This is a genomic window from Acidovorax sp. PRC11, from assembly GCF_031844105.1.
Classification (GTDB): Bacteria; Pseudomonadota; Gammaproteobacteria; order Burkholderiales; family Burkholderiaceae_C; genus Paracidovorax.
Genome location: NZ_JAUZUQ010000030.1, coordinates 1 through 26,245, shown reverse-complemented (window position 1 = coordinate 26,245; position 26,245 = coordinate 1). Strand labels below are relative to the sequence as shown.

Annotated in this window: 25 protein-coding genes; 10 read left to right on the top strand and 15 right to left on the bottom strand. The window is 72.0% G+C overall.

The features are described from left to right. The first annotated feature begins 2 nt into the window (after positions 1 to 2). The 9 genes from lepB (at position 3) to Q9R47_RS22290 (ending at position 9,015) form a co-directional block, all read left to right on the top strand. Positions 3 to 977, top strand: a complete 975-nt coding sequence (gene lepB, locus Q9R47_RS22330) for a signal peptidase I (RefSeq protein ID WP_311235314.1) — start codon at positions 3 to 5, stop codon at positions 975 to 977. Between the two features lie 62 nt (positions 978 to 1,039). After that, on the top strand, positions 1,040 to 1,456 hold the full coding sequence (locus tag Q9R47_RS22325; protein ID WP_311235313.1) for a DUF4845 domain-containing protein: 417 nt from the start codon (positions 1,040 to 1,042) through the stop codon (positions 1,454 to 1,456). Positions 1,457 to 1,495: 39 nt separating this feature from the next. Further along, complete coding sequence (gene rnc / locus Q9R47_RS22320) at positions 1,496 to 2,185, top strand: ribonuclease III (RefSeq protein WP_311235312.1); 690 nt, start codon at positions 1,496 to 1,498, stop codon at positions 2,183 to 2,185. Beyond that, positions 2,182 to 3,234, top strand: a complete 1,053-nt coding sequence (gene era, locus Q9R47_RS22315) for a GTPase Era (RefSeq protein ID WP_311235311.1) — start codon at positions 2,182 to 2,184, stop codon at positions 3,232 to 3,234. The genes rnc and era overlap by 4 nt, the downstream gene beginning before the upstream one ends. 243 nt (positions 3,235 to 3,477) lie before the next feature. Further along, positions 3,478 to 4,260, top strand: a complete 783-nt coding sequence (recO, locus tag Q9R47_RS22310; RefSeq protein WP_311235310.1) for a DNA repair protein RecO — start codon at positions 3,478 to 3,480, stop codon at positions 4,258 to 4,260. Beyond that, on the top strand, positions 4,257 to 5,033 hold the full coding sequence (locus Q9R47_RS22305) for a pyridoxine 5'-phosphate synthase (protein WP_311235309.1): 777 nt from the start codon (positions 4,257 to 4,259) through the stop codon (positions 5,031 to 5,033). Before recO ends, Q9R47_RS22305 begins: the two co-directional genes overlap by 4 nt. Further along, entirely contained in the window at positions 5,030 to 5,458 is a 429-nt protein-coding gene (acpS, locus tag Q9R47_RS22300; protein ID WP_311235308.1) for a holo-ACP synthase, read from the top strand. The genes Q9R47_RS22305 and acpS overlap by 4 nt, the downstream gene beginning before the upstream one ends. 54 nt (positions 5,459 to 5,512) lie before the next feature. Further along, the gene (gene nagZ, locus Q9R47_RS22295) at positions 5,513 to 6,640 is read left to right on the top strand and encodes a beta-N-acetylhexosaminidase (protein WP_311235307.1); all 1,128 of its coding nucleotides are present in this window, start codon (positions 5,513 to 5,515) and stop codon (positions 6,638 to 6,640) included. A 263-nt stretch (positions 6,641 to 6,903) separates the two neighbouring features. Then, positions 6,904 to 9,015 carry a DUF3300 domain-containing protein gene (locus Q9R47_RS22290; protein ID WP_311235306.1) on the top strand — a complete coding sequence of 704 codons (2,112 nt, stop codon included), beginning with the start codon at positions 6,904 to 6,906 and terminating at the stop codon, positions 9,013 to 9,015. 35 nt (positions 9,016 to 9,050) lie between these two features. Here the strand turns inward: Q9R47_RS22290 and Q9R47_RS22285 are convergent, their stop codons facing one another. The 9 genes from Q9R47_RS22285 to Q9R47_RS22245 form a co-directional block, all read right to left on the bottom strand. Beyond that, positions 9,051 to 9,725: a mechanosensitive ion channel family protein gene (locus Q9R47_RS22285; protein ID WP_311235334.1), complete on the bottom strand. Its 675-nt coding sequence runs from the start codon at positions 9,723 to 9,725 to the stop codon at positions 9,051 to 9,053. A gap of 150 nt (positions 9,726 to 9,875) precedes the next feature. Further along, positions 9,876 to 10,925 carry a diguanylate cyclase domain-containing protein gene (locus Q9R47_RS22280; protein ID WP_311235305.1) on the bottom strand — a complete coding sequence of 350 codons (1,050 nt, stop codon included), beginning with the start codon at positions 10,923 to 10,925 and terminating at the stop codon, positions 9,876 to 9,878. Between the two features lie 155 nt (positions 10,926 to 11,080). Then, positions 11,081 to 12,631, bottom strand: a complete 1,551-nt coding sequence (gene lysS / locus Q9R47_RS22275; RefSeq protein WP_311235304.1) for a lysine--tRNA ligase — start codon at positions 12,629 to 12,631, stop codon at positions 11,081 to 11,083. A 58-nt stretch (positions 12,632 to 12,689) separates the two neighbouring features. Continuing rightward, positions 12,690 to 13,922 (bottom strand): hypothetical protein, encoded by a 1,233-nt coding sequence (locus tag Q9R47_RS22270; protein WP_311235303.1) that lies wholly within the window; start codon positions 13,920 to 13,922, stop codon positions 12,690 to 12,692. Beyond that, positions 13,919 to 14,875, bottom strand: coding sequence for a glycosyltransferase (locus tag Q9R47_RS22265; protein WP_311235302.1), 957 nt, complete (start codon positions 14,873 to 14,875; stop codon positions 13,919 to 13,921). Before Q9R47_RS22265 ends, Q9R47_RS22270 begins: the two co-directional genes overlap by 4 nt. Then, complete coding sequence (locus Q9R47_RS22260; RefSeq protein WP_311235301.1) at positions 14,869 to 15,966, bottom strand: glycosyltransferase; 1,098 nt, start codon at positions 15,964 to 15,966, stop codon at positions 14,869 to 14,871. Before Q9R47_RS22260 ends, Q9R47_RS22265 begins: the two co-directional genes overlap by 7 nt. 10 nt (positions 15,967 to 15,976) lie before the next feature. Then, positions 15,977 to 17,305, bottom strand: coding sequence for a sugar transferase (locus Q9R47_RS22255; protein ID WP_311235300.1), 1,329 nt, complete (start codon positions 17,303 to 17,305; stop codon positions 15,977 to 15,979). Then, positions 17,302 to 18,432, bottom strand: coding sequence for a glycosyltransferase (locus Q9R47_RS22250; protein WP_311235299.1), 1,131 nt, complete (start codon positions 18,430 to 18,432; stop codon positions 17,302 to 17,304). The genes Q9R47_RS22255 and Q9R47_RS22250 overlap by 4 nt, the downstream gene beginning before the upstream one ends. 43 nt (positions 18,433 to 18,475) lie before the next feature. Then, on the bottom strand, positions 18,476 to 19,144 hold the full coding sequence (locus Q9R47_RS22245; RefSeq protein ID WP_311235298.1) for an LON peptidase substrate-binding domain-containing protein: 669 nt from the start codon (positions 19,142 to 19,144) through the stop codon (positions 18,476 to 18,478). Between the two features lie 76 nt (positions 19,145 to 19,220). On the opposite strand from Q9R47_RS22245, the gene Q9R47_RS22240 reads away from it, so the two are divergent. Further along, entirely contained in the window at positions 19,221 to 19,769 is a 549-nt protein-coding gene (locus Q9R47_RS22240; protein WP_311235297.1) for a YggT family protein, read from the top strand. A gap of 84 nt (positions 19,770 to 19,853) precedes the next feature. On the opposite strand, the gene accD is transcribed toward Q9R47_RS22240, so the two are convergent. From accD to Q9R47_RS22210, 6 genes are all read right to left on the bottom strand, one after another. After that, the gene (gene accD, locus Q9R47_RS22235; protein ID WP_311235296.1) at positions 19,854 to 20,726 is read right to left on the bottom strand and encodes an acetyl-CoA carboxylase, carboxyltransferase subunit beta; all 873 of its coding nucleotides are present in this window, start codon (positions 20,724 to 20,726) and stop codon (positions 19,854 to 19,856) included. 180 nt (positions 20,727 to 20,906) lie between these two features. Further along, entirely contained in the window at positions 20,907 to 21,782 is an 876-nt protein-coding gene (gene trpA / locus Q9R47_RS22230) for a tryptophan synthase subunit alpha (RefSeq protein ID WP_311235295.1), read from the bottom strand. Between the two features lie 11 nt (positions 21,783 to 21,793). Further along, positions 21,794 to 23,062 (bottom strand): tryptophan synthase subunit beta, encoded by a 1,269-nt coding sequence (gene trpB, locus Q9R47_RS22225; RefSeq protein ID WP_311235294.1) that lies wholly within the window; start codon positions 23,060 to 23,062, stop codon positions 21,794 to 21,796. Further along, positions 23,062 to 23,814: a phosphoribosylanthranilate isomerase gene (locus Q9R47_RS22220; RefSeq protein WP_311235293.1), complete on the bottom strand. Its 753-nt coding sequence runs from the start codon at positions 23,812 to 23,814 to the stop codon at positions 23,062 to 23,064. The genes trpB and Q9R47_RS22220 overlap by 1 nt, the downstream gene beginning before the upstream one ends. Positions 23,815 to 23,944: 130 nt before the next feature. Continuing rightward, on the bottom strand, positions 23,945 to 24,781 hold the full coding sequence (gene truA / locus Q9R47_RS22215; RefSeq protein WP_311235292.1) for a tRNA pseudouridine(38-40) synthase TruA: 837 nt from the start codon (positions 24,779 to 24,781) through the stop codon (positions 23,945 to 23,947). A 49-nt stretch (positions 24,782 to 24,830) separates the two neighbouring features. Further along, the coding region (locus tag Q9R47_RS22210; protein ID WP_311235291.1) for a FimV/HubP family polar landmark protein at positions 24,831 to 26,245 on the bottom strand (1,415 nt) is incomplete at its 5' end.

Here is a 26,245-nt window from a genome sequence, read left to right as displayed (position 1 = left end):
CGATGCAAGCCATGCAATATGTGACCGCCGTGATCCTGGCGGCCTTCGTGGGCTACGTGGGCGCCTGGTACGTGGGCGCGATCGAAGGCAACTTCGCGCTGCTGCTGTTCCTCGCGACCGTGGTGACGGGGGCCTACTGGCTGGCCGAGCGCCTGGTCTTCCTGCCCCGCCGCCGGCGTGCGGCCCAGGCCATCGAGAACGCGGCAGCCGAGCGGCGGGCCGAACTCGACCGCATGGGCATCGCCAAGGTGGACGGCGACGTGCAGGAGGCCAAGGAACGCATCCTCATGCAGCCGTGGTGGCTGGACTGGACGGCCGGGCTGTTCCCGGTGATCGCCATCGTCTTCGTGCTGCGCTCCTTCCTCTTCGAGCCGTTCAAGATCCCCTCGGGCTCGATGATCCCGACGCTGCTCGTGGGCGACCTGATCCTGGTGAACAAGTTCACCTACGGCATCCGCCTGCCGGTGATCAACAAGAAGATCACCCAGGGCACGCCACCGCAGCGCGGCGACGTGATGGTGTTCCGCTATCCGCCGCAGCCCAGCATGGACTACATCAAGCGGGTGGTCGGGGTGCCGGGCGACGAGATTGCCTACCTGAACAAGCGCCTCACGGTGAACGGCAAGCCGGTGGCGACCACGGCGCTGCCCGACTTCCTCGACGAGGACACGATGCGCTACTTCAAGCAGTACGACGAATCGCTGGGCGAGAAGCCGCACCGCATGATCAACAACCCGGACGTGCCGGCGTACATCCAGGGCGCCAGCGACTACGCCTTCCGCGAGAACTGCCGCTACAGCGTGGAGGGCGTCGTGTGCAAGGTGCCCGAGGGCCACTACTTCATGATGGGCGACAACCGCGATAATTCGCTCGATTCCCGCTACTGGGGCTTCGTGCCCGACGCGAACATCGTCGGCAAGGCCTTCTTCGTGTGGATGAACTTCAGCAACCCGAAACGCATCGGCGGATTCCAGTGAACGGCGGCGGCGGCCGCCGGGCGGCGCCGCACGGCAACACAAGAAAGACGAGGGCCAGGACCATGGGCATGCACGCGCACCAACTCCCACCGGATCGCTCCGCCGCGGGCACCATCCCGGCCTGCCAGGCTGCCCGCCGCTCGCGGCAGCGGGGACTGTCCTTCATCGGCCTCGTGTTCCTCGCCGTGATCGCGGTGGCGGTGTTCGCGATCGGCGGCCAGTCGGTGCCGGTCTTCCTGGAATACCAGGCCATCCGCAAGGCCGCCACCAAGGCGTCGCGCGAGGCCACCACGGTTCCCGAGGTGCGCGCCGCGTTCGACCGCGCGGCCGCCATCGACAACATCAGCTCGATCAGCGGCAACGACCTCGAGGTGACGAAGCGCAACGACAAGATCGTCGTGACCTTCGCGTACTCGCGCGAGATCGCGCTGGTCGGCCCCGCGTACCTGGTCTATCGCTTCCGCGAACAGACGAACTGACGTCCTTCTTTTTTCTTTCCTCTTCCTTTCCCCTCCGTTTTGGTTTCACCCAGTCTTCTTTCCGCGCTGCAGGACCGCCTGCAGCATGCCTTCTCCGATCCGTCCCTGCTGCAGCGGGCCACCACCCACCGCAGCTTCTCGGCCGACCACAACGAGCGCCTGGAGTTTCTCGGCGATTCGGTGCTGAACCTGGCCGTCTCCAGCCTGCTCTACCGGCGCCTGCGCGACCTGCCCGAGGGCGATCTCTCGCGCGTGCGGGCCAACCTCGTGCGCCAGGAGACGCTGCACGGCATCGCCCTGGGCCTGCAGCTGCCCCAGGTGCTGCGGCTGGGCGAGGGAGAAACGAAGTCCGGCGGCAAGCAGCGGCCCTCCATCCTGGCCGACGCGCTCGAGGCGCTGATCGGTGCCGTGTACCTGGACGCCGGCTACCAGCCGGCCGAGGCCCTGGTGCACCGGCTCTACCAGGACGTGGAGATCAATCCGCGCATGCAGGCGGCCGAGAAGGATGCGAAGACCGCATTGCAGGAGTGGCTGCAGGGCCGCAAAATGAAAGTGCCGCAGTACCGGGTCGTCGCCACGGTGGGAGCCGCCCACCGGCAGACCTTCGACGTGGAATGCGACATCCCGGAACTGGGCCTGACCGAGCGCGGCATCGGCGGATCGCGCAGGGCGGGCGAACAGGCCGCCGCCGCCGCCATGCTGGCCACCCTGAAAGCGAAACACCCATGAATTCCTCCGTCCCTCCCGCTTCCGGCCAGCCCGGCAGCCCTGCCGCCCCCCAGGACGACCTGGAGGCCATGCTGGCCGCGGCGCGTCCGGGCGCTGCGCCCGCCAAGTCCGGTGCTGGCGCCGGCACCGCTGCGGAGGCCACCGCCGCGCAGGGCCCGCAGCGCTGTGGCCTCATCGCCATCGTGGGCAAGCCAAACGTCGGCAAGTCCACGCTCATGAACGCGCTGGTCGGGCAGAAGATCAGTATCACCTCGCGCAAGGCGCAGACCACGCGCCACCGCATCACCGGCATCCGCACGCGCGAAGGCACGCAGTTCGTCTTCGTCGACACGCCCGGCTTCCAGACGCGGCACAGCACGGCGCTCAACAAGTCGCTCAACAAGACGGTGATGGGCGCGATCGGCGACGTGGACCTGATCCTCTTCGTGGTCGAGGCGGGCAGCTTCACGCTGGCCGACGCCAAGGTGCTGTCGCTCTTCAAGCCCGGCATTCCGACGCTGCTGATCGCCAACAAGCTCGACGAGGTGCACCGCCGCGCCGAGATCGCGCCCTGGCTCAAGGGCATGCAGGAGCGCCATCCGTTCGCCGAGTTCGTGCCCATGTCCGCCAAGAACAAGGGCGACATCGAGCGGCTGTTCGGCATCTGCGGGAAATACCTGCCCGAGCAGCCCTGGTTCTACGGCGAAGACGAGCTGACGGACCGCAGCGAGAAGTTCCTCGCCAGCGAGACGGTGCGCGAGAAGCTCTTCCGCTTCACCGGCGACGAACTGCCCTACACCTCCACCGTCGTCATCGACAAGATGGAGGAAGAGCCCAGCAAGACCCACAAGCGCTTCATCCGCGTGGCGGCCACCATCGTGGTGGAGCGCGACAGCCACAAGGCCATGGTGATCGGCGACAAGGGCGAGCGCCTGAAGCGCATCAGCACCGAGGCGCGGCAGGAAATGGAGCGGCTGATGGATGCGAAAGTGTTCCTCGAGGTCTGGGTGAAGGTGCGTTCGGGCTGGGCCGACGACGAGGCGCGGGTTCGGTCCTTCGGGTATGAATGACTCCCCCCTGAGTCGCCTGCGGCGCCTTCCCCCCAGGGGGACGACGCCAGCGGCCGGGCGAAGCCCGTTCCGCGGCGTCTGCTGGCTTGGCCTGCTCCGCGGCCTTTCGTCCCGTGGCGGCACCCGGGCCGCTGGCGATTGCCAGCCCGCAGCCGGGATGCTGGCGCCTTGATTCCGGGTAAAACGGTTTCCCGCTTGTCAGTGTCCATCGACGCAAAGCAGCCATTGATTGCATAGCCCTCCATGGCCGCACGCCGCATTTCCGACGAACCCGCCTATGTGCTGCACCGCTACGACTGGAGCGAGTCGAGCCTGATCCTGGACGTGTTCACGCGCCACCATGGGCGGGTGGCGCTGGTGGCGCGGGGGGCGAAGAAGCCGACGTCCAACTTCCGGCCGGTGCTGCTGCCGCTGCAGCCGCTGCGCGTGACCTACGCGGCGAGCAGCGAGGGGCGGGAAGAGGTGCACGGGCTGAAGGGGGCCGAGTGGGTGGGGGGACACGTGATGCCGACGGGCGATGCGCTGCTGTCGGGCCTGTACCTGAACGAGTTGCTGATGCGGCTGCTGGCGCGCGAGGACACGCATGCGGCGCTGTTCGATGCCTATGCCGGCGTGGTGCGGGTGCTGGCCAGCGAGCATGGCGATGCGCTGGAGCCAGTGCTGCGCAGCTTCGAGCTGCTGCTGTTGCGCGAGATCGGGCTGCTGCCCGCGCTGGATGCGGAGACGGCCACGCTCGCGCCGCTGGAGGCCGGCACGCGCTACGCGCTGGTGCCCGAAGGGGGCCTGAGGGCCGCCGTGGCCGCGGACCGCAGCACGCTGGATGGCGCGCAATGGCGGCTGCTCGAGCGCACGCTGGGCGAGGCGCAGCCGTACACGGCCACGCTGCGCGCGATCGTCACGGGCGTGCCCGGGGGCGCGTCGCTGGCCGCCGAACTCAAGCCGCAGCTGCGTACGCTGCTGCAATACCATTGCGGAAGCCCTTTGCTGCGGACCCGGCAGCTCATGATCGATCTTCAGTCCCTATGACCCAGCATTCCCTCCTGCGCACCGCGCTGTCGGTGAACGTGAACAAGGTGGCCCTGGTGCGCAATACGCGGCACCTCGGCATTCCCAGCGTGGAGCGCGCCGCGCAGCAGTGCCTCGCGGCCGGCGCGCAGGGCATCACGGTCCATCCGCGCCCCGACGGCCGCCACATCCGGGCGGACGACGTGCATGCGCTCGCCGCCCTCCTGCGCGAATGGCCCGACCGCGAATTCAACATCGAGGGCAATCCGTCGCAGAACCTGATGGAGTTCATCCGCACGGTGCGCCCGCACCAGGCGACGTTCGTGCCGGACGGCGAGGACCAGTTCACCAGCGACCACGGCTGGAGCTTTCCGCAGGACGCCGAGCGCTTGGCGCCCCTCGTGGCCGAATGCCGGAGCCTGGGCGTGCGCGTGAGCCTGTTCATGGACCCGGAGCCCGGCCAGATGGCCGCCGCGCGGGCCGTGGGTGCCGACCGGGTGGAGCTCTACACCGAGCCGTACGCGGCCGCCTGGGGCACGCAGGCGCAGTCCGCGCAGCTCGCGCGCTATGCCGCGGCCGCCCGCGCCGCGCTGGACGCCGGCCTGGGCGTGAACGCCGGGCACGATCTGAACCGCGACAACCTCGCGGCCTTCGTCGCCGGCGTGCCGGGCGTGCTGGAGGTGTCGATCGGGCACGCCTTCATCGCCGATGCGCTGGAGCGGGGCTACGCCGCCACCGTGCAGGCCTACCAGCGCTGCATCGAGGGTGGCATGGCGGCGCGGGCCGGCGTATGATCTACGGCATCGGCACCGACATCTGCGACGTGCGCCGCATCCGGGCGAGCCTGGAGCGCCACGGCGACCGCTTCGCCGAGAAGGTGCTCGCGGAAGGCGAGCTGGCGGCGTGGCGCGCGCGCAGCGCGCGCTGGCCCGAACGCGGCGTGCGCTACCTGGCCACGCGCTTCTCCGCCAAGGAGGCCTTCAGCAAGGCGATCGGCATGGGCATGCGCATGCCGATGACGTGGCGCTCCTGCGAGGTCGCCAAGCTGCCGAGCGGCCAGCCCGTCATCGTGCTGCACGGTGCGCTCAAGACGTGGTTCGAGGAGCGTGGGCTGCACTGCCACCTGAGCGTCACCGACGAGAGCGACTATGCGGCGAGCTTCTGCGTGGTGGAGCGCGCGGCGCCGGCCTTGCCCGCCACCGCGCCCGCCCAGGCCTGAGCCGGCCCCGGGCCTTCGATTTCTTCAACACCCGGCGTGCCGGGACCTTGCTGCATGACCTCCGATACCGAACATTCCCCCGTCATCCTCGACGTCGCCGACACGGCGCTCACCGCGGCCGATCGCCGCCGGCTGGCGCACCCGCTCACGGGCGGCGTGATCCTGTTCGCGCGCAACTGGCAGGACCGCGCGCAACTGCTGGAACTCACCGCCGCGATCAAGGCCGTGCGCGCCGACCTGCTGATCTGCGTGGACCACGAAGGCGGCCGCGTGCAGCGCTTCCGCACCGACGGCTTCACGCACCTGCCGCCCATGCGGGCGCTGGGCACTCTGTGGATGGACGACGGCCGCCAGGGTGCCGGCAGCGGCGCCCTGCGCGCCACCGATGCCGCCACCGCCGTGGGCTACGTGCTGGCGAGCGAGCTGCGGGCCTGCGGCGTGGATTTCGCGTTCGCGCCCGTGCTGGACCTTGACTGGCAGGCCGGCGCCGGGGCGGCTTCGGTGAGCCGCGTGATCGGCGACCGGGCCTTCCACCGTGATCCGCGCGTCGTGGCCCTGCTGGCCAAGAGCGTGGCGCACGGCATGCTGCAGGCGGGCATGGCGCACTGCGGCAAACACTTCCCCGGCCATGGCTTCGTGGCGGCGGATTCGCACACCGACGTTCCCGTGGACCGGCGCGGCCTGCGCGCGATCCTGGCGGACGATGCCGCGCCGTATGCCTGGCTGTCCAACACGCTGTCGGCCGTGATGCCCGCGCACGTGATCTATCCGCGCGTGGATGGGCGCCCGGCCGGCTTCTCGCGCAAGTGGCTGCAGGAGATCCTGCGCGAGCGCCTGCGCTTCGGCGGTGCGATCTTCAGCGACGACCTGAGCATGGAAGGCGCGCGCCGCATCGACGGGCAGGTGGTCGGCTATGCGGACGCTTCGCTGGCCGCGCTGGATGCCGGTTGCGACCTGGTGCTGCTGTGCAACCAGAGCCTGGTGGGCGAGGGCGCCGCGCAGGGCCGGGTGCTGGACGATCTGCTCGATGGGCTGGAGCTGGCACGCACCCAGGGCCGCTGGCGGCCCTCTGCCGACAGCGAGGCCCGGCGCCTGGCCCTGCTGCCGCAGACGCTGCCGCATCCCTGGGACGAACTCATGCTCGAGCCGGCGTACCTGCGTGCGCTGGAATGCCTGCCCTGAGGTCTTGCCCGGGCAAGGCGCGGCATGTAGGGCTGGGCCGAGCGATACGGCGCGCAGGTGTAATCGAGTGTTTCGGCGCGGGGAGCCTCCGGATGCCGTAACTGCACGGTGGCGTTGAAGAATCGGAAGGGGAAATGCCGCGCCGCCCGCCGGCGCCGGACACATCGGCATACAGGTGCCGTCAACGGCCGGAGCGACTCCGCGTTAGGCCTCCATGCGGAAGCTGCCGCCCCGATGGCGCGGGGCCTCCGCCGGAGGTCTCCATGGTGTTCGCTCCCATCCCGCTCAACGCTTCCACCCCGCCACGGCGCACGCCAGCGCGGCGGCACGGCGCAACGCTCGCCCTGCTGGCGGCCGCCTGCGCGCTCGCCGGCTGCCAGCCCTCTGGATCTCCCACGCCGAAGGCGGAGGCGGCGGCACCTGCCGTGGAGCCGGCCGCCGCACCGGCCGCCGCGGCCCCCGCCGTGCCGGTGGCCTACACGCCGCCGTCCGCGGATGCGCTCTACCAGATGGTGGCGCCGATCGCGCTCTATCCGGACCGGCTGGTGGCCCAGATCCTCGCGGGCGCGACCTATCCCGACCAGATCGGCGCCGCCGAAACCTGGCTCGCGCAGAACCCGTCCGCCCGGGGCGGCGCGCTGGCCGCGGCGGTGGACCCGCAACCCTGGGACCCGAGCGTGAAATCGCTCACGGCGTTCCCGAACGTGCTGGAGCAGATGGCCGCCAACCTGCCGTGGACGACCGCGCTGGGCAAGGCCTACTACCACGACCCCTCCGACGTGATGAACGCGATCCAGGTGATGCGGGCGCGTGCCGCGAAGGCCGGTACCCTGAAGGCGTCGCCCCACCTGCGCGTCGCCACGGTGGAGGCGCGCAGCCTGCCTCCGCCGCCGGCACCTGCGCAGCCGCCCGTGGCGCTCTACCAGGGGCCGGCGGTGATCGCGCCGCCGCCTACGGTGATCACCATCCAGCCCACGGAGGTGCAGACCGTCTACGTGCCGCGCTACGACCCGGCCGTGGTGTACGGCACGCCGGTGCCGGTGTACCCGAGCTACCGCTGGGCCGTGCCCGCGCCGGCGCCCGTGGCGGTGTCCACCGGCCCCGACCCGGTGGCGGTGGGTGCGCTGGCCTTCGGCGCGGGCGTGCTGGTGGGCGCGGTCGCGAGCCACCACCATGCCTGGGGCTGGGACGCCTGGAACCTGCACTGGGGCCCGCCGCCTCCGCCCGCGCCGGTGGCCTGGGGGCCCGCACCGCCGCCGCCCGCCTGGGGCCCCGCCGTGCTCTACCGCGGCGCCACCTACGTGTCGAACTCGCCCACGGTGATCGAGAACATCCACAACCGCATCACCGTGAACAACCGCAACGTCTATGTGAACGCGCCGGGGGGGCAGCCGGCCGGTGCGCCGGGGGCGGCCTCGCCGGTGGCGGGAATGCTGCCGGGCGGTGGTTCCGGCGCCGGCCTGCAGGCAGGGCTGCCGCCTCCAGGGGCCATGGCGCCCGGCCGGCCGCCGCAGGCCGTTGCCGCGCTGCCGGATGCGCGGCCGCTCGCTGCGGCGCTGCACGAAGGCCACGCAGCCCCGGGCCATCCCGGCGTCGGGATGCTGCCGCCGGGCGAGCGGATGGCGCGGATGCGCCTGCCGTCGTCCGGCGGGGCGCCGCAGCCGCAGCTCCAGGAGCCGCAGGGCCGGGCCTTGGCGCCCACGCTGCCGGTGCAGGCCCTGGCGCGGCCGGTGGATGCCGCGCACCGCGGCGCACCGGAGCAGGGCCTCGGGGCGGCGCTGCAGCGCAGCGGTCCCGACCGCGAAGGCCGCGCCGCGCCTGCTGCCGGGGCGCCGCCGCGGCAGGCCCTGTCTCCGGCACCGTTGGCGGCGGTGCACTCTCCATCCGCCGCGGACCGGGGATGGAACCGGCCCGAACCGGCCCGCGCCGACGTTCTTCCGGCACAGGCCGCGCTCCAGGCCCGCCCCTTCCAGGAGCCTCGCGGCCTGGCGGAGCCGATGCGCGGGGAAGGCCCGCGGCCCTCGTTCCGGGGCGATGCCCCCGCCCAGGCGCAGATGCCGAGAGAGGCGTCGATGGCCCATGCGCTGCAGTCGCCCCCCGCCCGTGCGGTGCCGGCGCCGCGCATGGCGGAGCCGGTGTCTCCGGTCCATGCCGCGCCGCGCGAGGCACCCGTGGCGGCGCTGCAACCGGCCCCGCCGCCGCAGCAGCAGTCCTTCCCGCGGGCGGAAGCCCGGCCCGAGCCGCGCCCCGCGGCCATGCACGAGAGCCTGCGGGGCGCCCTGCAGGCCCCGCCGCCTGCCCGCATGCCGCACGAGCCCCCGCATCCGCCGCACGGCCAGGACGGCGGCCACAGGCCGCACGGCGAGGGCCGCTGAAGCGGAGGGAGGCCTTCGTCTGCCGCAGGCGCCGCTCAGGCGTTCGGCGCGCCCGGCGCCGCGGAGGGCTGCACCATGGCGGCCGCGGCCGGAGCGGGCGCGGGCGCGGGACTCGGTGTCGCCGCCGCCGGCGTGGCCGCGCCGGCTTCGGTGGCGGCATGGTGGACGGCGTCCGGAATGGGCGGCGCCACCTTCCAGCGCCGCACCACCCTCTGGAAGATCAGGGCATTGGGAATCTGCAGCAGCATCGGCACCTCGGCCGTGCCGTGGAAATCCTCCAGCGTGGTGTAGAGCAGGTTGATGTCCACCACGCGGCCCTTGGCCCCGGGCTTCTCCGCGGTGTCCAGCACCTCGATGTAGTCGCCCAGCCGGAACGGTCCCACGGTGAAGATCAGCAGTGCGCAGAACAGGTTGGAGAGCACGCTCCAGGCCGCGAAGAATGCGACCGCACCCACGGCCGCGAAGCCGGTGAACGCGGTCCACAGCACGGTGGCCGAGACGCCCAGCCGCTCCAGCACCAGCAGGATCGCGCTGCCCATGATGACCCAGCGCACGAGCCCGGTGACCGGCACCATGAGTTCGATCGGCCACTGGTAGTGCCGGCCGGCGCGCTCGAGCAGGCGGCGCAGCGTGCGCTGCAGCAGCATCGCCAGCACCAGGATGAGGATGATCTGCAGGCCCGGCACGATGATGTCGAGCCATTCCTGCATCCAGTCGGGGAAGTAGGTGCGCAGCCGCGCGGTGGACAGGGGATGCAAGGCGTTCAGCGGATCGGAAAGGGAAAGGGACGGTTCGGGCAGGCTCACCCCTTCAGGTGAGCGCTCCCGGGCGCGAGGGTTCCCGGGCGGCCGCCGGGCCGTTCAGCCGCGCAGCTGCTCGATGGTATCCATCTGCATCTCGAAGCTGAAGAAGCGAGCGCGGCCCTGGGCCTTCGCCGCATAGAGCGCTTCGTCCGCGCGCATCAGCATGCCTTCGGCGCTGGTGCTGTCGTCCGGCACGCAGGTCGTGATGCCGCCCGAGAGGGTGAGGCTCGCGCCCAGGGGCGAGTCCGGGTGGGCGATGGCGCGCCGGTCCATCAGGCTGCCGAGCGCGCGGGCGAAGGTCATGGCGCCCGAGCGGGGCGTGTTGGGCAGGATGAGCGCGAATTCCTCGCCGCCGTAGCGGGCCGCCGCATCGCGCGGACGCACGCACACTTCCTTCAGTATCCGCCCGACTTCGCGCAGGCAGGCGTCGCCCTGCACGTGGCCGACGGTATCGTTGAAGCGCTTGAAATGGTCCAGGTCGCACAGCATCAGCGTGAGCGGCAGGCCGTCGCGGCGCGCGGCCAGGATCTCGCTGTGCAGGATGCGGTCGAAGCCGCGCCGGTTGACGAGGCCGGTGAGCGGGTCCACCTCGACCATCTCGTTGAGGCGCTGGTTGGCCAGGTGGAGCTCTTCGGACATCGTCACCAGCCGCCGGCGCATGTCCAGCAGCCGGCGCATGGCGCGCAGCTTGGCCACCAGCACGATCGGTTTCACCGGTTTGACGAGGTAGTCGTCGCCGCCCGCCTCGATGCCGCGCCAGACATCCAGGTCGCTGTCCAGCCCGGACAGGAAGATGATGGGCGTCCATCCGCCCGGCTCGGCCTCGCGCATCTGTTGCGCGACCCAGTAGCCGTCGTTGTGGTCGGAGAGCCGGATGTCCAGCAGCACCAGGTCGGGGCGGCGCAGCTTGAAGAGCTGCAGCGCCACGTCGCCCGAGGCGGCCTCCATCACGTCGAAGACCCCGGCGTGCTTCAGCTCGCCCACCAGCGCCGCGCGCACCGAGGCCTGGTCTTCCACCACCAGCACGGAGAAAGGCCCGGAGGCGGGTGGCTGGAGGTCTGCAGGCCGCGCGGAAGCCGCGGGCGTGGCGGGAGGCAGTGTGGTCATCGGCCTTCCTCTTTCTCGGATGGAAGCGGGGCAGGGCAGGCGCGGCCGGGTGCGCCCGCCCCGGTGCGCGGCAGCGGTGGAAGCACTGTAGCACCGGCCTGCCGCCGGCGCGGACTGCCGGGCCGTCCGCGGGTGCGCGGCCGGCGCCGGGGCGCTCAGTGCTCGCGGCGCAGGGCCGGGAACAGGATCACGTCGCGGATGCTCGGGCTGTCCGTGAGCAGCATCATGAGCCGGTCGATGCCGATGCCGCAGCCGCCGGCGGGCGGCATGCCGTATTCGAGCGCGCGCACGAAGTCGTGGTCGAAGTACATGGCCTCGTCGTCGCCGCTGTCCTTGGCCTCCACCTGCGACTGGAAGCGGGCGGCCTGGTCTTCCGCGTCGTTGAGCTCGGAGAAGCCGTTGCCGAACTCGCGGCCCGTGATGTAGAGCTCGAAGCGTTCAGTCACCTCGGGGCGCGTGTCGTTGGCGCGCGCGAGCGGGCTGATCTCGGTCGGGTGCTCCATGATGAAGGTGGGCTGCCAGAGCTTGTCCTCCACGGTCTCCTCGAAGTAGAGCACCTGCAGGCCCGCCAGCGTGCGGGTGGAGAGGCGGTTCTTCTCCTCGGAGAGGCCGAGCTTGCGCAGCGCGGCGATCAGCCAGGCGGCATCGTCCACGCCGTCGCCGGCCTCGGTGTGGCGCAGGATGGCCTCGCGGATCGTCAGGCGCTCGAAGGGCTGCGACAGGTCCACCGCCCGGCCCTGGTAGGTGAGCTGCAGGCTGCCCGCCGCCTTCGTGGCGGCGTCGCGCACGAGCTGCTCGGTGAAGTCCATCAGGTCGCGGTAGTTCCAGTAGGCCGCGTAGAACTCCATCATCGTGAACTCGGGGTTGTGGCGCACCGAGATGCCTTCGTTGCGGAAGTTGCGGTTGATCTCGAACACGCGCTCGAAGCCGCCGACCACGAGGCGCTTCAAGTAGAGCTCGGGCGCGATGCGCAGGTACATCTCCTGCTCGAGCGCGTTGTGGTGGGTCACGAACGGCTTGGCGTTGGCGCCGCCGGGAATCGGGTGGAGCATGGGCGTCTCGACCTCCAGGAAGCCGTGCTGCACCATGAACTCGCGGATGCCGCTCACGGCCCTGCTGCGCGCGATGAAGCGCCTGCGGGCGGCCTCGTCGGTCATCAGGTCGACGTAGCGCTGGCGGTACTTGACCTCCTGGTCGGCCACGCCGTGGAACTTGTCGGGCATGGGGCGCAGGCTCTTGGTGAGCAGCCGCAGCGTGGTCACCCGGACCGACAGCTCGCCGGTCTTGGTCTTCATGAGCGTGCCTTCGGCGCCCACGATGTCGCCCAGGTCCCAGTGCTTGAAGGCGGCGTAGGCCTCTTCGCCGATCGCGTCGCGCGTGACGTAGATCTGGATGCGGCCGCCGGTGGTGCCGAGCGAGCCGTCCTGCACGGTGGCGAAGCTGGCCTTGCCCATCACGCGCTTGAGCATCATGCGGCCGGCCACGCGCACGGGCACGGGGGTGGCCTCGAGCGTCTCGGCACCGGTCTCGGCGTACTGCGCCTGCAGGTCGGCCGCATGGTGCGCGGGCTGGAAGTCGTTGGGGAACGCCACGCCCCTGCCCTGTGCCTGGGCCTCCCGCAGGGCCTTGAGTTTTTCGCGGCGCTCGGCGATGAGTTGGTTGTCGTCGAGGGAAGGGGCCGGGGAGGTAGGTTGGTTTTCAGACATGGAGGTCCGCAGGCAGGCGCGGTGGGAGAAAAGACGGAACGGACAAAAAGGGGGGATTTTAAGTTTGGCCGCCCCGTTTGCCCAAACCCGCCATCCACAGGGCCCAGGCGAGCAGTGCCGCGGCCGATGCCGCGCCCAGGCACCAGGCGTGCGCCACCGCCGCGATCGGCGCGCCCGGCCACCAGGCCGGCAGCGCCAGCAGGGCCCACTGCAGCAGTGCCACGGCAATGGCGGTGCGCGAGAACGCCGTCGCCCGGCCCTGCTGGAAGGGCAGGTGGCTGCAGGCGGCGTGCACGCAGGCCGCCGCCTGCCAGAGCGCGAGCGGTGCCACGTAGGGCAGGGCAGCCTGCCAGGAGGGCGCCAGCCCTGCGTACAGGGCCCCGGCGCCGGCGGCGCCCAGGGCAAGGGTCGCCACGGCGCCGGCCAGGCCGACGCGCAGCGGAGACCCCGCCTGCCCGCTTCCGCCCGCGAGCAGCACCTGGGCCCACGAGGCGTGCACGACCACCGGCACGAATCCGAGCAGGCGCAGCAGCACCGCCAGATAGCCCGCGTCGGCCGCGCCGTGCGTGCGCTGCCAGACGATCAGCAGGCCCGCGCCGGTGAGGGCATCCACGGCCGTGTGGGCCAGCCGGAGGCGGATGCTGCGGCCGTCGCGCTGCGTGCCCGCGGGTACTGCCACCGGGCCTTCCGTGCCGCGCGCGGCCTCGGGGCCGGGACCGGCTTGCGCGGCCCGGCGCGGCGGCAGCAGCCAGAGCGCCCCGGCGGCGTAGCCGGCCAATGCCGCGCACAGCAGTCCCGCCACCGGTTCATCGGGCCAGGCCAGGGCCGCCAGCGTGGCCACCGCGAGCGCGGTCACGGGCGGCGCCGCCTTGGCGAGCGCGGCGGCCTGCGGCGACCGCGTCCTGAGGGCATAGGGCTGGGCGAGGTACCAGCCCCCCTGCAGCAGCGCGAGGCCGCCGGCCCAGGCCAGGGCCCAGGCCGGGGAGGGCAGCCGGCTCCACGCCACGGCGGCCACCACGGCCGGGGCGAGCCAGAGCATGCGGCGCAGGCTGGCCGCCAGGGCGGAGCGCAGCGCCTGGCGCGCGGGCACGTGCGCATCGGCCAGCAGCGTGAGGGGGCTCTGTGCCAGGGCGAGCGTCATCCAGAAGAAGGCGATCTGGCCCACGACGGAGAACGTGCCCACGGCCTGCGGCGTGAACCACCGCAGCATGACGAGGCTGAACAGCGCCTGGGCCGCCAGCGAGACCGCGCTGCCCAGGGCCACCGCGAGCGTGGCGCGCGGCAGTTTCATGCGCCGGGCTCCAACCCGAGCTGGCGCCAGATGCCAAGCGAGGCCAGGATGTGCGGCCAGGCCAGCGCGTGCACGTCCGGCACCACCGGGGCGCAGGTCTCCAGCGCGGGGCCGAGCAGGGCGGCGTAGCGCCCGGCATCCGCCCGACCGGGGACGTAGGCGAACCGGGCGCCCTGGCGGCGTTCGAAACCGCGCACCCAGGCGTAGTCGGTGCTCACCACGGGCAGGCCAGCGGCGCAGTATTCCAGCAGCTTGGTCGACGTCTGCCGGTCGTAGGGCGCGCGGGCGGGTACGAGGTTCAGTCCCCAGCGTGCCTGCCGCAGCCAGGCGGGGACTTCCGCGTGCGCGACCCGGCCCGTGGCCGTCACCTGGCCCGTGCGCAGCAGGCGCTCGCGCAGGCCGGCCGGCAGGTCGCCGACGAGCAGCACGCTGCGCCCGGCCCGGGCCAGGCCGTCGAACAGCGGCAGGAAGTGGCGCAGGCGGCCCATCTCGCCGAGGTAGACGAAATCATGGGGCCGGAGCGATGGCGGCGCCGGGGCCGTCGGCGCCGCAGCGTCCTGCCGCATGGGCGCGAACCCCGCAGGGTCGATGCCCATGTCGCGCAGCTCCCAGGGCACGCCGTCGCCCGGGTCCAGGCGCGCGCGCACCCAGTCGTTCTGGAAGATGCGGTAGTGCGGCCGCGGTTGCCGCCAGCGCTTGGCGCAGTCCTTGATCCACGCGAGCGGCGGAACCGAGGCCGATGCGTATTCGTGCACCTGCATGGCCGAGGGAAAGCGCTGCGCCTCGGCCGGCGCGACCCGGCCGCACATCCACCAGAGCACCTGCGCATCGCGCGGCACGGAGTCGAGGTGGCGGTGCACCTGGCCGGCATGCCCGCGCGACTCCAGAAACGCCGCGTATGCGGCGAGTTCCGGCAGGTAGGCGTCGCCGCGGTGGATGAAATGGATCAGCATCGGTCCGCGGCCTCCTGCAGCGCGGCGCACCAGGCATCGATGAAACGGGCCGGTGCATGGCGCGCCCGCACGCTGTCCAGCGCGGCCTGCAGCCGTGCGGGCGGAAGGGCCAGCACGTCCTGCACGGTGCGGGCCAGCGCCTCTGCACTGGCGTCGTGCGCGAGCAGGCAGGCGGCCGGTCCGGGCGCGGCCTCCGTGAAGGCCGGCAGCGCGGGCGCCACGAACGGAATGCCGGCGGCCACGGATTCGAGCGCGCTCACGGGGCTGCCTTCGTAGCGGGACGTGAGCACCGTCAGCCGCCATTCGGGCGACAGCGTGCGGCCCCGGGGGCGCTCGCCCGCGAAGGCCAGCCGGCCCTGCGCCACCAGATCGGCACCCGCGGCTTCGAGCGTGGCGCGCAGCGGGCCGTCACCCACCACGGTGAGGCGGAAGCGTTCCGGCAGGCTGCGCAGCAGGGCGAGCAGGCGCGCGGGCTCCTTTTCGGGCGACAGGCGCCCCACGAAGCCCATCTCCACCACGCCGCCCGGCGACGGGTTCGGCGGGTTCGGCGGGTTCGGCGGGCGCAGGTCCGCGGCCGCGGGCGCATCGAAGGGCAGGGGGTTCGGAATGACGCGGGCCCGCCCCGCGGGCAGTGCCGTGCCGAGGAATGCGGCCATGGACCTGCGCGCGTCCTCCGAGACGAACACGAAGCGGGCCGTGCCGCGGTGCAGCCAGCGCAGCCGGGCGCGCTGCAGCCGCGGCGTGCCGGCCGTCGCGAGCACTTCCAGCAGCGGGCCGTGGACCCACGTGACGACCGGCTTGCGCAGCACGGCCCCGAGCAGCCGTGCGACGTGCGCCGTGCGGAAGGCGTTCGTGGCGACCAGCACGTCGCAGTCGCGCGCGGCGCGCCACCACTGCGCCGGTCCCCCGCCGCGCAGCGCCTGTACGTCGGGATGGCCCCATCCCCGCTGCTGCAGGCCCGTGCACAGCGCGTCGATCACCGTGTTGACGCCGCCCACGGCGCCGTCCTCGCGCAGCAGGCACACGCGGGGCGGCCGCGGGGACGGTGGCGATGGGGGGGGCGGGAATGGTGCGGTGGACGTGCGGGCCAAGGCGGGCCTTTCAGCGGGCGCCGAAGCCCGTGAGCACGATGCGCACCGTCTTGTACGCGATCAGCAGATCGAGCGAGAGCGAGTAATGCTCCAGGTAGTAGAGGTCGTAGCTGAGCTTCACGCTGGTTTCCTCCTCGCTGCCTGCGTAGCCCTGCTGCACCTGCGCCCAGCCGGTCAGCCCGGGGCGCACGAGGTGGCGGTACGGGTAGGCGGGAATGCGCGCGGCGAAGGCCTCCACGAACTGCGCCTGTTCGGGCCGCGGGCCGATCAGGCTCATGTCGCCGCGCAGCACGTTCCAGAGCTGGGGCAACTCGTCCAGCCGCATGCGGCGGATGAAGCGGCCCAGGCGGGTGACGCGTTCGTCGTCCACGCTCGCGAAGCGGGCGGATTCCGTGCCGGGCGTGGCGGTGCGCATGCTGCGCAGCTTCCAGAGCCGGAAAGGCCGGCCGTTGCGCCCGACGCGCATCTGCGAGAACAGCATCGGGCCCGGCGAATCCAGCTTGACGCCCAGCCCCACCAGCAGGCACAGCGGCAGCCACAGCGGGAGCGTGGCGATGACCAGGGCCGCATCCAGCAGGCGCTTGACGCTGTCGTAGGCCGGATGGCCATCCAGCGCCCACAGGTCATGGACCGATGCGGCCGGCAGCATCTTGCGGCCGCTCAGCAGTTCGGCCACGGTTTCCACGCTGTAGAGCCGGACGTGCTGCAGGCGCAGCGCGCAGATCTGGCGCTCGCGCGCCTCGTCCGGCGGCGTGCGGGTGTCGAGCACCACGCCGGCCCATGGCGCATCGGCCCCCGGACGGGCCGCGGGCGAGGATGCCGTGAATTCCGCCCAGGGCCGCAGTGCGATGTGGCGCAATCCCGCACCGGCGGGGGTGCCGAGCAGTTCCCGCAGGCGCGAGGGGACGGAGGCGTCCAGGCAGGCGAGGCGCAGCGCGTGCAACCGGCGCTGCCGCCAGTGCCCCGCGAGGAACCAGGCCGCCGACAGCAGGTAGGAAAGCAGGACGGCGCCGCGCGAATACGGACGCTGCAGCAGCGCGAAGCCCAGTGGCGTGGCGAGGTACGGCACCGCGGTGGCCACGATGAGGAAGCTGCGGCCCTCGAACTGCGGCAGGTAGGCGCCGCTGTAGAGCCAGTGGGCCGTGACGGCATAGGGGATCAGGCACCAGAGCACCGTCTGCGGGAACTGGTAGGTGGCCCAGCCGCGCCGCTGCAGTTCCAGGCCGATGAGGTAGCTCGCCAGCAGCGTCACCGTGCCGCCGAGCGCCCAGCGCAGGACCGCGCCCTGCCGGTGCGCCGTGGAAGAGCCGAGCTCGCGGTGCGGGATGCTGGTGTTCATGGGGTCCGGGAAGGGGCGCCGCGCAGCGCGTCGGCATAGAGCGCCTGCACGGCGTCGCCCATGCGTCCTGCGGTGTAGTGCCGCTCGTAGCGCCGCCGGGCGGCCGCACCGAGGCGGGCGCGGGTTGCCGGCGACTCTATCAGTTGCCGCAGCGCCTCCGCGAGTGCGCCGGCATCCGGTGGAACATGCAGTGCGCACTCCGCGTCCGGCAGCAGTTCCCGCACGCCCGGCAGATCGCTGGCCACGATGGCCATGCCGGCCCGCATGGCCTCGATGAGCGAGATTGGCAGGCCCTCGTGGTCCGACACCAGCACGAACACCGCGTGCCGAGCCAGGTGCGCGGGCACGTCGGCCACGTCGCCTTCGAAGCGCACCGCCTGCAGCTTCAGCCGCTCGGCCAGCGCGCGGTGCGCGGCGAGGTCGGGCCCGCTGCCGAGGAAGCAGGCGGGCAGCTCTTCGCCGCGCAGGTCGCGCACGCGGGCGAGGGCCTGCAGCAGCAGGTCCGGCCGCTTCGGGGGCGCCATGCGCGCCACCATCACCGCGGAGAGGGGGGCGGTGCGGGCCATGGGTTCCGGGCCGGGGGCGGCGCGGGGCAGGTCCTCCACCCCGTTCGCGATCACGCGGACGCGCCGCCGGGGCAGCGGCAGCGCGCGTGCCAGCGCCTGTTCGTGGGCGGAGACGCAGACCAGCCGGCGGGTGAACGGCGCCAGCAGGCATTCGGTGGCCCAGGCGATGGCACGCCGCAATGGCGGATGGCCCGGCTTGAAGGCGAAGCCGTGCACGGTGTAGACCACGGGCACCCCGGCCAGCGCACCCGCGACGCGCGCCGCGACGCCGGCCATCGCACTGTGCGCGTGCAGCAGATCGGGCCGGCGCTCGCGCACGACGCGCAGCAGATCGCGCGTGGCGCGCCAGAGCGGCAGGGGATGCAGGCGGTTGCCGAGCGCGGCGATGCGGTGCACCGGCAGGCCCAGGGCGTCCAGGTCGATGGCGAGCGGCTCCGGCCGGGTTCCTCCGACGGCGACCTCGACGTGCACGCCCCGGCCCTGCAGCTCGGCGCACAGCGTGCGCACATGGCTCTGCGCCCCCCCGACCTCGCCCTTGGTGATGACCTGCAGGACGTTCACGCGAAATCCGCGCACGGCAGCGGCGCGGTGGCGCAGCCGGGGTTCACGGCGCGATGCCCGTGCGGTCCAGCACGTCGCCCACCAGTTCGAGCCGCAGCAGCGGGCTGTCGAGCTGCATCAGCTGCTGTTTCAGATCGATCGGTACCGGCAGCAGTTCGCACCAGCGGTTGGCCACCCAGCCGCAATCTTCCAGCTGCTCCGCACCGGGATCGGGCAGGCTCGCGTCGTCGGGGCTGCGGTCGCGCAGGCGGGTCAGCACCTGTTCCAGGGCGGTGGCGGTCTTGCGGAGGTCTTCCGGGACCGCCACGGGAACGTCCGGCGGCAGCTGTTCGACGTCGGCGATCCACAGCCCGTGCGGCAGCAGCTGGCGGCGGACGATGCGGAAGCGCTCCGCGCCCCTCGCCCGCAGCGCGATCAGCCCGGGGTGGGAGTCATCCAGGTCCGAGATCGCGGCGATCGTGCCGACGTCGTGGAATTTCTCGGGCGCGGCGCCCGCCTGGCGCACTTCATGGCCATCGGTGAGCGCCACCACGCCGAACGGCGCGCCGGCCTGGCGGCATTTGCGCACCATGTCGAGGTAGCGCACCTCGAAGACCCGCAGCGCCAGCAGGCCGCCGGGGAACAGCACGGTGCCGAGCGGGAACAGCGGCAGCGAAGTGAGCGTGAGCGGCGGCGCCGCCGGCGGCTCGGAGGGGGGAGGGGCGAAGGTCATGGGCGTGGCCGGTAGGGCCCGCTATCATCCCACGGCGAAAAGGCCCGCGCCGGGCCTTCACCCTTTTCAGGAATCCATGTTCTTCCAGATCGCCTCTTTCCTGCTCGACGTGGTGGGCGGCCTGCTCACCGGTGCCTGCCTGCTGCGCCTGTACATGCAGGCCCAGCGCGTGCCCTTCGGCAACCCGATCGGCCGGCTGGTGTTCGCCCTCAGCGACTGGCTCGTGATGCCGCTGCGCCGCATCATTCCCGCCACGGGGCGGTGGGACTGGTCGAGCTTCGTGGCGGCCCTGCTGATCCAGCTCGCGCAGTACCTGCTGCTCTGGCTGCTGCTGGGCGCGAGCGCCGGCCTGGCCTGGGTGCCGTGGCTGGCGCTGTTCGGCCTCGCCCGGGTGGCGGTCTCCGGCATGATGGGCCTGTTGATCGTGGCGGCGGTACTGTCGTGGGTGCAGACGCGCTCGCCGATCGCCGACGTGGTCTCCCGCCTCTGCGACCCCGTGCTGCGCCCGCTGCGCCGGGTGATCCCGCTGCTGGGGGGCGTGGACCTGTCGCCCCTGGTCGCCATCGTGCTGCTGCAAGTGGTGATGATCGTGCTGGGCCATCTGCAGGGCGCGGTGCTGATGTGAGCCTTTCCCACGAAAAAGCCGCCGGCCCCGGGCTAGGGGAGCGGCGGCTCGGCGACGTCGGCGGCAAGCCGGCGGCGCTGGGACTCAGGCCACGGAGTCGGCCGGCAGGCGCTGCAGCATGGCCAGGCTGCGGGCCACGGTGTCGCGCAGCTCGCGGCGGTCGCAGATGAAGTCCACGGCACCCTTGGTCTGCAGGAACTCGGCGCGCTGGAAGCCTTCCGGCAGCGTCACGCGCACGGTGGACTCGATCACGCGCGGGCCGGCGAAGCCGATCAGTGCCTTGGGCTCGGCGATCACGATGTCGCCCACGAAGGCGAAACCGGCCGAGACGCCGCCCATGGTCGGGTCGGTGAGCACGCTGATGTAGGGCAGGCCCTTCTTGGCGAGCCGCGTGAGCGCGGCATTGGTCTTGGCCATCTGCATGAGCGAGAGCAGGCCCTCCTGCATGCGCGCGCCGCCCGTGGCGGTGAAGCAGATGAACGGCACCTTCTGCTCGATGGCGGTCTCGACGCCGCGCACGAAGCGCTCGCCCACCACGCTGCCCATCGAGCCACCCATGAAGTCGAACTCGAAGCAGGCGACCACCACGTTGATGCTCTTGACCGAGCCGCCCATGACGATGAGCGCGTCGGTCTCGCCCGTGTTCTCCAGGGCCTCCTTCAGGCGCTCGGTGTACTTGCGGCTGTCCTTGAACTTGAGCGCGTCCACCGGCAGCACTTCCTGGCCCAGCTCGTAGCGGCCTTCCGGATCGAGGAAGGCATCCAGCCGCGGGCGGGCGTTGATGCGGTGGTGGTGGCTGCAGTGCGGGCAGACGTTCTGGTTGTGCTCCAGATCGGTCTTGTAGAGCACCGTCTCGCAGCTCGGGCACTTGATCCACAGCCCCTCGGGCACCTGGCGGCGCTCCGTCGGGTCGGACTGCTGGATCTTGGACGGCAGGAGTTTTTCGAGCCAGGACATGGGTGTATTCCTCGAATGAATGGCAAAGGTGGCAGCACCGCGACCTCAAAACCGGCGCGGCCCACGCCAGTGGACGCCACGGAACCGGCTCCGCCGGGCCGTAGGCGTCGTCCCCCTTCCCGCGCGAAGCGCGAGAGAAGGGGGAAGCGGCAAAGCCGCTCAGGGGGATGTTCTCTGATTCTACGTGTCGAGCGCCTTGCGCACCCCCCGCAGGAAATCGATGGCCAGGGGCACCACCTTCTCGTGCGGCTGGTCGTCCAGCAACTGGATGATGCGGCTGCCGATCACCACGGCGTCGGCCACGCGGCCGATGGCCTGCGCGGTGGCCGCGTCGCGGATGCCGAAGCCCACGCCCACGGGGATGTGCACATGGCGGCGGATCACCGGCAGCATGGCCTCCACGGCCGTGGTGTCGAGCGCGCCGGAGCCGGTCACGCCCTTGAGCGACACGTAGTAGACGTACCCGCTCGCCACGCGCGCCACCTGCTGCATGCGCTCCTCCGTGCTGGTGGGGGCCAGCAGGAAGATCAGGTCCATGCCGCGCGCGCGCAGCCGGGCCGCGAAGTCCTCGCACTCCTCGGGCGGGTAGTCCACGATCAGCACGCCGTCCACGCCGGCCTCGGCCGCGTCGCGCACGAAGGCGTCCTTGCCGTGGACCTGGTCGTAGCGCTCCACCGGGTTGGCATAGCCCATCAGCACCACGGGCGTCTTCGCGTTGCGCTGGCGGAACTCGCGCACGTGGCCCAGCACCTGGGCCATGCCCACGCCGAGCGACAGGGCCTTCTCGCCGGCCTTCTGGATCACCGGGCCGTCGGCCATCGGATCGGAGAACGGCACGCCGAGCTCGATCACGTCGGCACCGGCCTCCACCATGCCGTGCATCAGCGCGGGCGTGATGTCGGCGAACGGGAAGCCGGCCGTCACGTAGGGAATCAGGGCCTTGCGGCCGCGCGCCTGCAGGTCGGCGAAGGCCGTGGCGATGCGCCCGCGGGGAGCGGGCGTGTCCACGGCCGGCGCAGCGGCAGGAGCGGCAGAGGTGGAGGAAGAAGTCGTCATGGAAACTGCGCTCATGCCGCAGGCCCTCCCTTCACGGCGTGGCCCCGCATCGACGGGCGGTCGTAGAAGTCCACGCCGGAGAGGTCCGCCACGGTGCCGATGTCCTTGTCGCCGCGGCCCGAGAGGTTCACGAGGATGGACTGGTCGGTGCGCATCGTCCTGGCGAGCTGCATCGCATAGGCCACGGCATGGCTCGATTCGAGCGCCGGGATGATGCCCTCGGTGCGGCACAGGTAGTGGAAGGCGTCGAGCGCCTCCTTGTCGGTGATGCCCACGTATTCGGCGCGGCCGATCTCCTGCAGCCAGGCGTGCTCGGGGCCGACGCCGGGGTAGTCGAGGCCGGCGCTGATGCTGTGCGTCTCGGTGATCTGGCCGTTCTGGTCCTGCAGGATGAAGGTGCGGTTGCCGTGCAGCACGCCCGCGCTGCCGCGCTGCAGCGATGCCGAATGCTTGCCGCTGTCCAGCCCTTCGCCCGCCGCCTCCACGCCGATGAGGCGCGTTGTCTGGTGCGGGATGTAGGGGTGGAAGATGCCCATGGCGTTGCTGCCGCCGCCCACGCAGGCGATCACCGCATCGGGGTGCTCGGCGGCGATGCGCTGCTCGGCCAGCATGCCGGGCATCTGCGCGAGGCATTCGGTGCCGATCACGCTCTGGAAGTCGCGCACCATCATCGGATAGGGGTGCGGGCCGGCCACGGTACCGATGATGTAGAAGGTGTCGTCCACGTTCGCGACCCAGTCGCGCATGGCCTCGTTGAGTGCGTCCTTGAGCGTGCGGCTGCCGGATTCCACGGGCACCACGGTGGCGCCCAGGAGCTTCATGCGGTAGACGTTCGGGCTCTGGCGCTTCACGTCTTCGGCGCCCATGTACACCACGCACTCCAGGCCGTAGCGCGCGCAGATGGTGGCCGTCGCCACGCCGTGCTGGCCGGCGCCGGTTTCGGCGATCACGCGCGGCTTGCCCATGCGGCGGGCGAGCATGGCCTGCCCGATCACGTTGTTGATCTTGTGCGCGCCCGTGTGGTTGAGGTCTTCCCGCTTGAGGAAGATCTGCGCGCCGCCCATCTCGCGGCTCATGCGCGCGGCGTGGTAGACCGGCGAGGGCCGGCCCACGAAGTGCGCGAGTTCGCTGTGGAATTCCTTCAGGAACTCCGGGTCGTTCTGGTAGCGGGCATAGGCCTCGCGCAGTTCGGTGAGGGCGTGCGTGAGCGTCTCGCTCGCGAAACTGCCGCCGTAGCGGCCGAAGTGGCCCGACGCGTCGGGCTGTTGGTAGGAAAGCATCAATCGTTCTTCGCAAAATGCCCATCGGCCGCGCGCACGGCGGCGATGAAGCGTTGGATCTTGCCGGCGTCCTTGATACCCCGCAGCGGAAGGCCGTCGGGGCCTTCGGCTTCCACGCCGGAGCTGACGTCAACCGCGAGCGAGAGGCCGCGCGGCCGCACCTGCAAGATGCCATCGGTCACGTTTGCAGGCGTGAGTCCACCAGACAAAACGAGGTGAGAGCCGACGCTTGGTGGAAGGAGTGACCAATTGAATGCCTTGCCGCCGCCGCCATAGCCGTCGACGTGGGCGTCGAGCAGGATGGCCTGGGCGTGTGAGTATTGCTCTGCGAATTGTACGAGGTCGAACGCCGGGGCATGCGCGCCCAGGGGAATGCGGGCCGCCCGCATGAAGGGCCGCCGGCCCGCATCGGCCGCGGCGCGGCAGGCCTCGGGGGTTTCGTCGCCGTGGAACTGCAGCAGCGCGGCGGGCACCTGCGCGCAGGCGGCCTGCACCTCGGCGGCATCGGCATTCACGAACAGCAGCACGGGCGTGACGAAGGGCGGCAGGCGCCGGGCCAGCTCGGCCGCGCGCGCGGGCGTAACGGCCCGCGGGCTTTTCGCATAGAGCACGAAGCCGACCGCATCGGCGCCGGCCTGCACGGCCGCGTCCACGTCCTGCTCGCGGGTCAGTCCGCAGATCTTGATGCGCGTGCGCTGGGCGGCGCCGGCGGACCGGCTGGCGGAGGCGGAGGGAGCGGGAGGTGTGGTCATCGCGGCAGTGGGGGATGTCTGGAGCGTGGACGAAGGCAGGGCCGCGCCGCGGGAGGCGGCGGAATCCGCAGGCCCGCGGAGCCGCCCGCCCCACGCGGCGGGCCGCGCGAGTCAGCCGCCGCGCGGGCCGTCAGGGCAGCCAATCATACGCAGCCGTGCGCGTGGGCAGTCCCCACGCGGCATCGTAGACCGGACCGAGAAAATACAGGCCGTCCGGGGAGAACGTGGGCGCCGCCGCATCGCGCGAGCGGGCGCCCAGCACCGACTCCATCCAGCCGGGCGGATGCTGCCCCTGGCCGACGGCCACGAGGCACCCCATGATGTTGCGCACCATGTGGTGCAGGAAGGCGTTGCCCTCGAACTCGAAGCGCCAGTAGCAGGTGGGAACGTCGTCGCGGCTGGCCGGACCCTCCGCGCGCGGCGCCTGCGGCAGGCCCCGGCGCGTGATGTCGATGCGGTGCAGGGTCTTGACCGGCGACTTGGCCTGGCAGGCGGATGCCCGGAACGAGGTGAAATCGTGCTCCCCGAGCAGGTGGGCCGCCGCGTCGCGCATGGCCTCGCCGTCCAGGGCATGGAAGACCCATCCCACGCGGCCCGCCTCCACGCTGGGCCGCACCGGCGACTGCAGCAGCACGTAGGCGTAGCGGCGCGCCGTGGCGCACGCACGGGAGTGGAAGGCGTCGGGCACGGTGCGCGCCCACTGCACCGCGATGTCCGGCGGCAGGAAGGTGTTGGTGCCGCGCACCCAGGAAAACGGCGTGCGTTCCAGCGGCGTGTCGAAATGCACCACCTGCATGAGGCCGTGCACGCCCGCGTCGGTGCGGCCGGCGCAGACCGTGGACACCTCGTGCGTGGCGAAGCGCGCCAGGGCGGCTTCGAGCCGGTCCTGCACCGTGAGGCCCCCGGGCTGGCTCTGCCAGCCGCGGTAGGCCGAGCCGTTGTAGCTGACGCCCAGTGCCACCCTCATGGCCGGAGCCCCCCACGGCCCTGCCGGCCGCGCGCGAACCCGCCGGCCATCAGCCCAGGTCGGCCAGCAGGCGCTGCGCCCGGGCCTTCAGCGGCCCGGAGGATTCCGCGATCACTTCTTCGACCAGCGTGCGGGCGCCTTCGGCATCTCCGATCGCGTTGAACTCTTCCGCCAGCGCGAGCTTGGTGGCGAGCGGATCGTCCGGCAGCTCCAGGGAGTCCGGAGTGTCTTCCGCCGTGCCCGCATCGGCGCCGAAAGAGGAGGCCGGCGGCTCCGCGCCGGCACCCATGCCTGCGCCCGTGCCGGGACGTGCCGTGTCGGCGTCCAGGTCCAGCGAGAGATCGCCCAGGTCGAACTCGAGGGGCACCGGCGCCGATTCCGGGGCCGCCTCGGGTTCGAGGCCGGCGCGCGTGGAGTCTTCGAGCGACAGCGCATCGGGGAAGTCGAGCGCGGGGGCCTGCGGTGCCTCCTCGGGCGCGCGGGACGCCATCGGGGTCGGTGCCGTGGGCTCGGGATCGAAGGCCAGGGGCTCGTCGGCCGGATCGGGTTCCTCGGCGGGTGCGAGCGGCGGCGCGATGGAGGCGGCGAACGCGCCCGGGGCGGCCGGCGCCTCGGTCAGGGCATCGTCCGGCAGGTCGAGGTCCAGGTCCAGGTCGAGGTCCGGCGGCTGCACGGTGGCCGGTGCGGCCGCATAGGCCGCTGCGGCACCCGCGGCAGCGCCCGCCGCGGCGGCTCCCGCGATGCCCGCGGTGCGGCCGTCGGTGAGCGTGCTCGCGAAACCTTCGCCGGGATAGGCCGGCTCGTCGCCGAGGACCGGCGGACGGCCGCCGGGCTGGTAGAGCGGGTTCTCCGGATCGATGCCGCGGCCGAGATCCGCCACGCGGTTCCAGTCCGGGCCCAGGCCGTCGGTGAGCCGGAACACGTCCTGCGCGACCGCGTTCAGCGCCTTGCGGTCCTGGCGCTTGGCGTAGATCTCCGCCAGCTTCGCATGCACCGCGATGCGGTCGGGGCTGTGCCGCAGGGCTTCCTTGAGGATCTCCTCGGCCTGCAGGTCGCGGCCATAGGCCAGGTAGACGTCCGCTTCGGCCACCGGATCCACGTCGCCGCCGGCATCGAGCTGGCTGGGCGAATACACCATCGACGACGAGCCGGTGGTCATCTGGCTGTTGGCCGTGTCCACGCGCTGCCCGCCGCTCGCACCGAAGAACGAGTCGGGCTGGAGCTTGCTCTCGAGGAAGGAGCTGTCCACCGCGCTGCGGTTGCGGCGATTCTGCACCGAGCGGTAGACGCCGTAGCCCAGCAGCAGTGCCAGCAGCCCGCCGCCCGCGATCGGCAGCAGCGGGTTCTCGAGCAGGGTGTCGAGGAAGCTGGGCTCCTCGGGCGGCGCTTCCGGCACCGGAGCAGGGCGCGGGGCAGGGGCCGACGCCGGCGCCGGCGCGGTGGGGGCCGCGGGCGTGCCGGAAT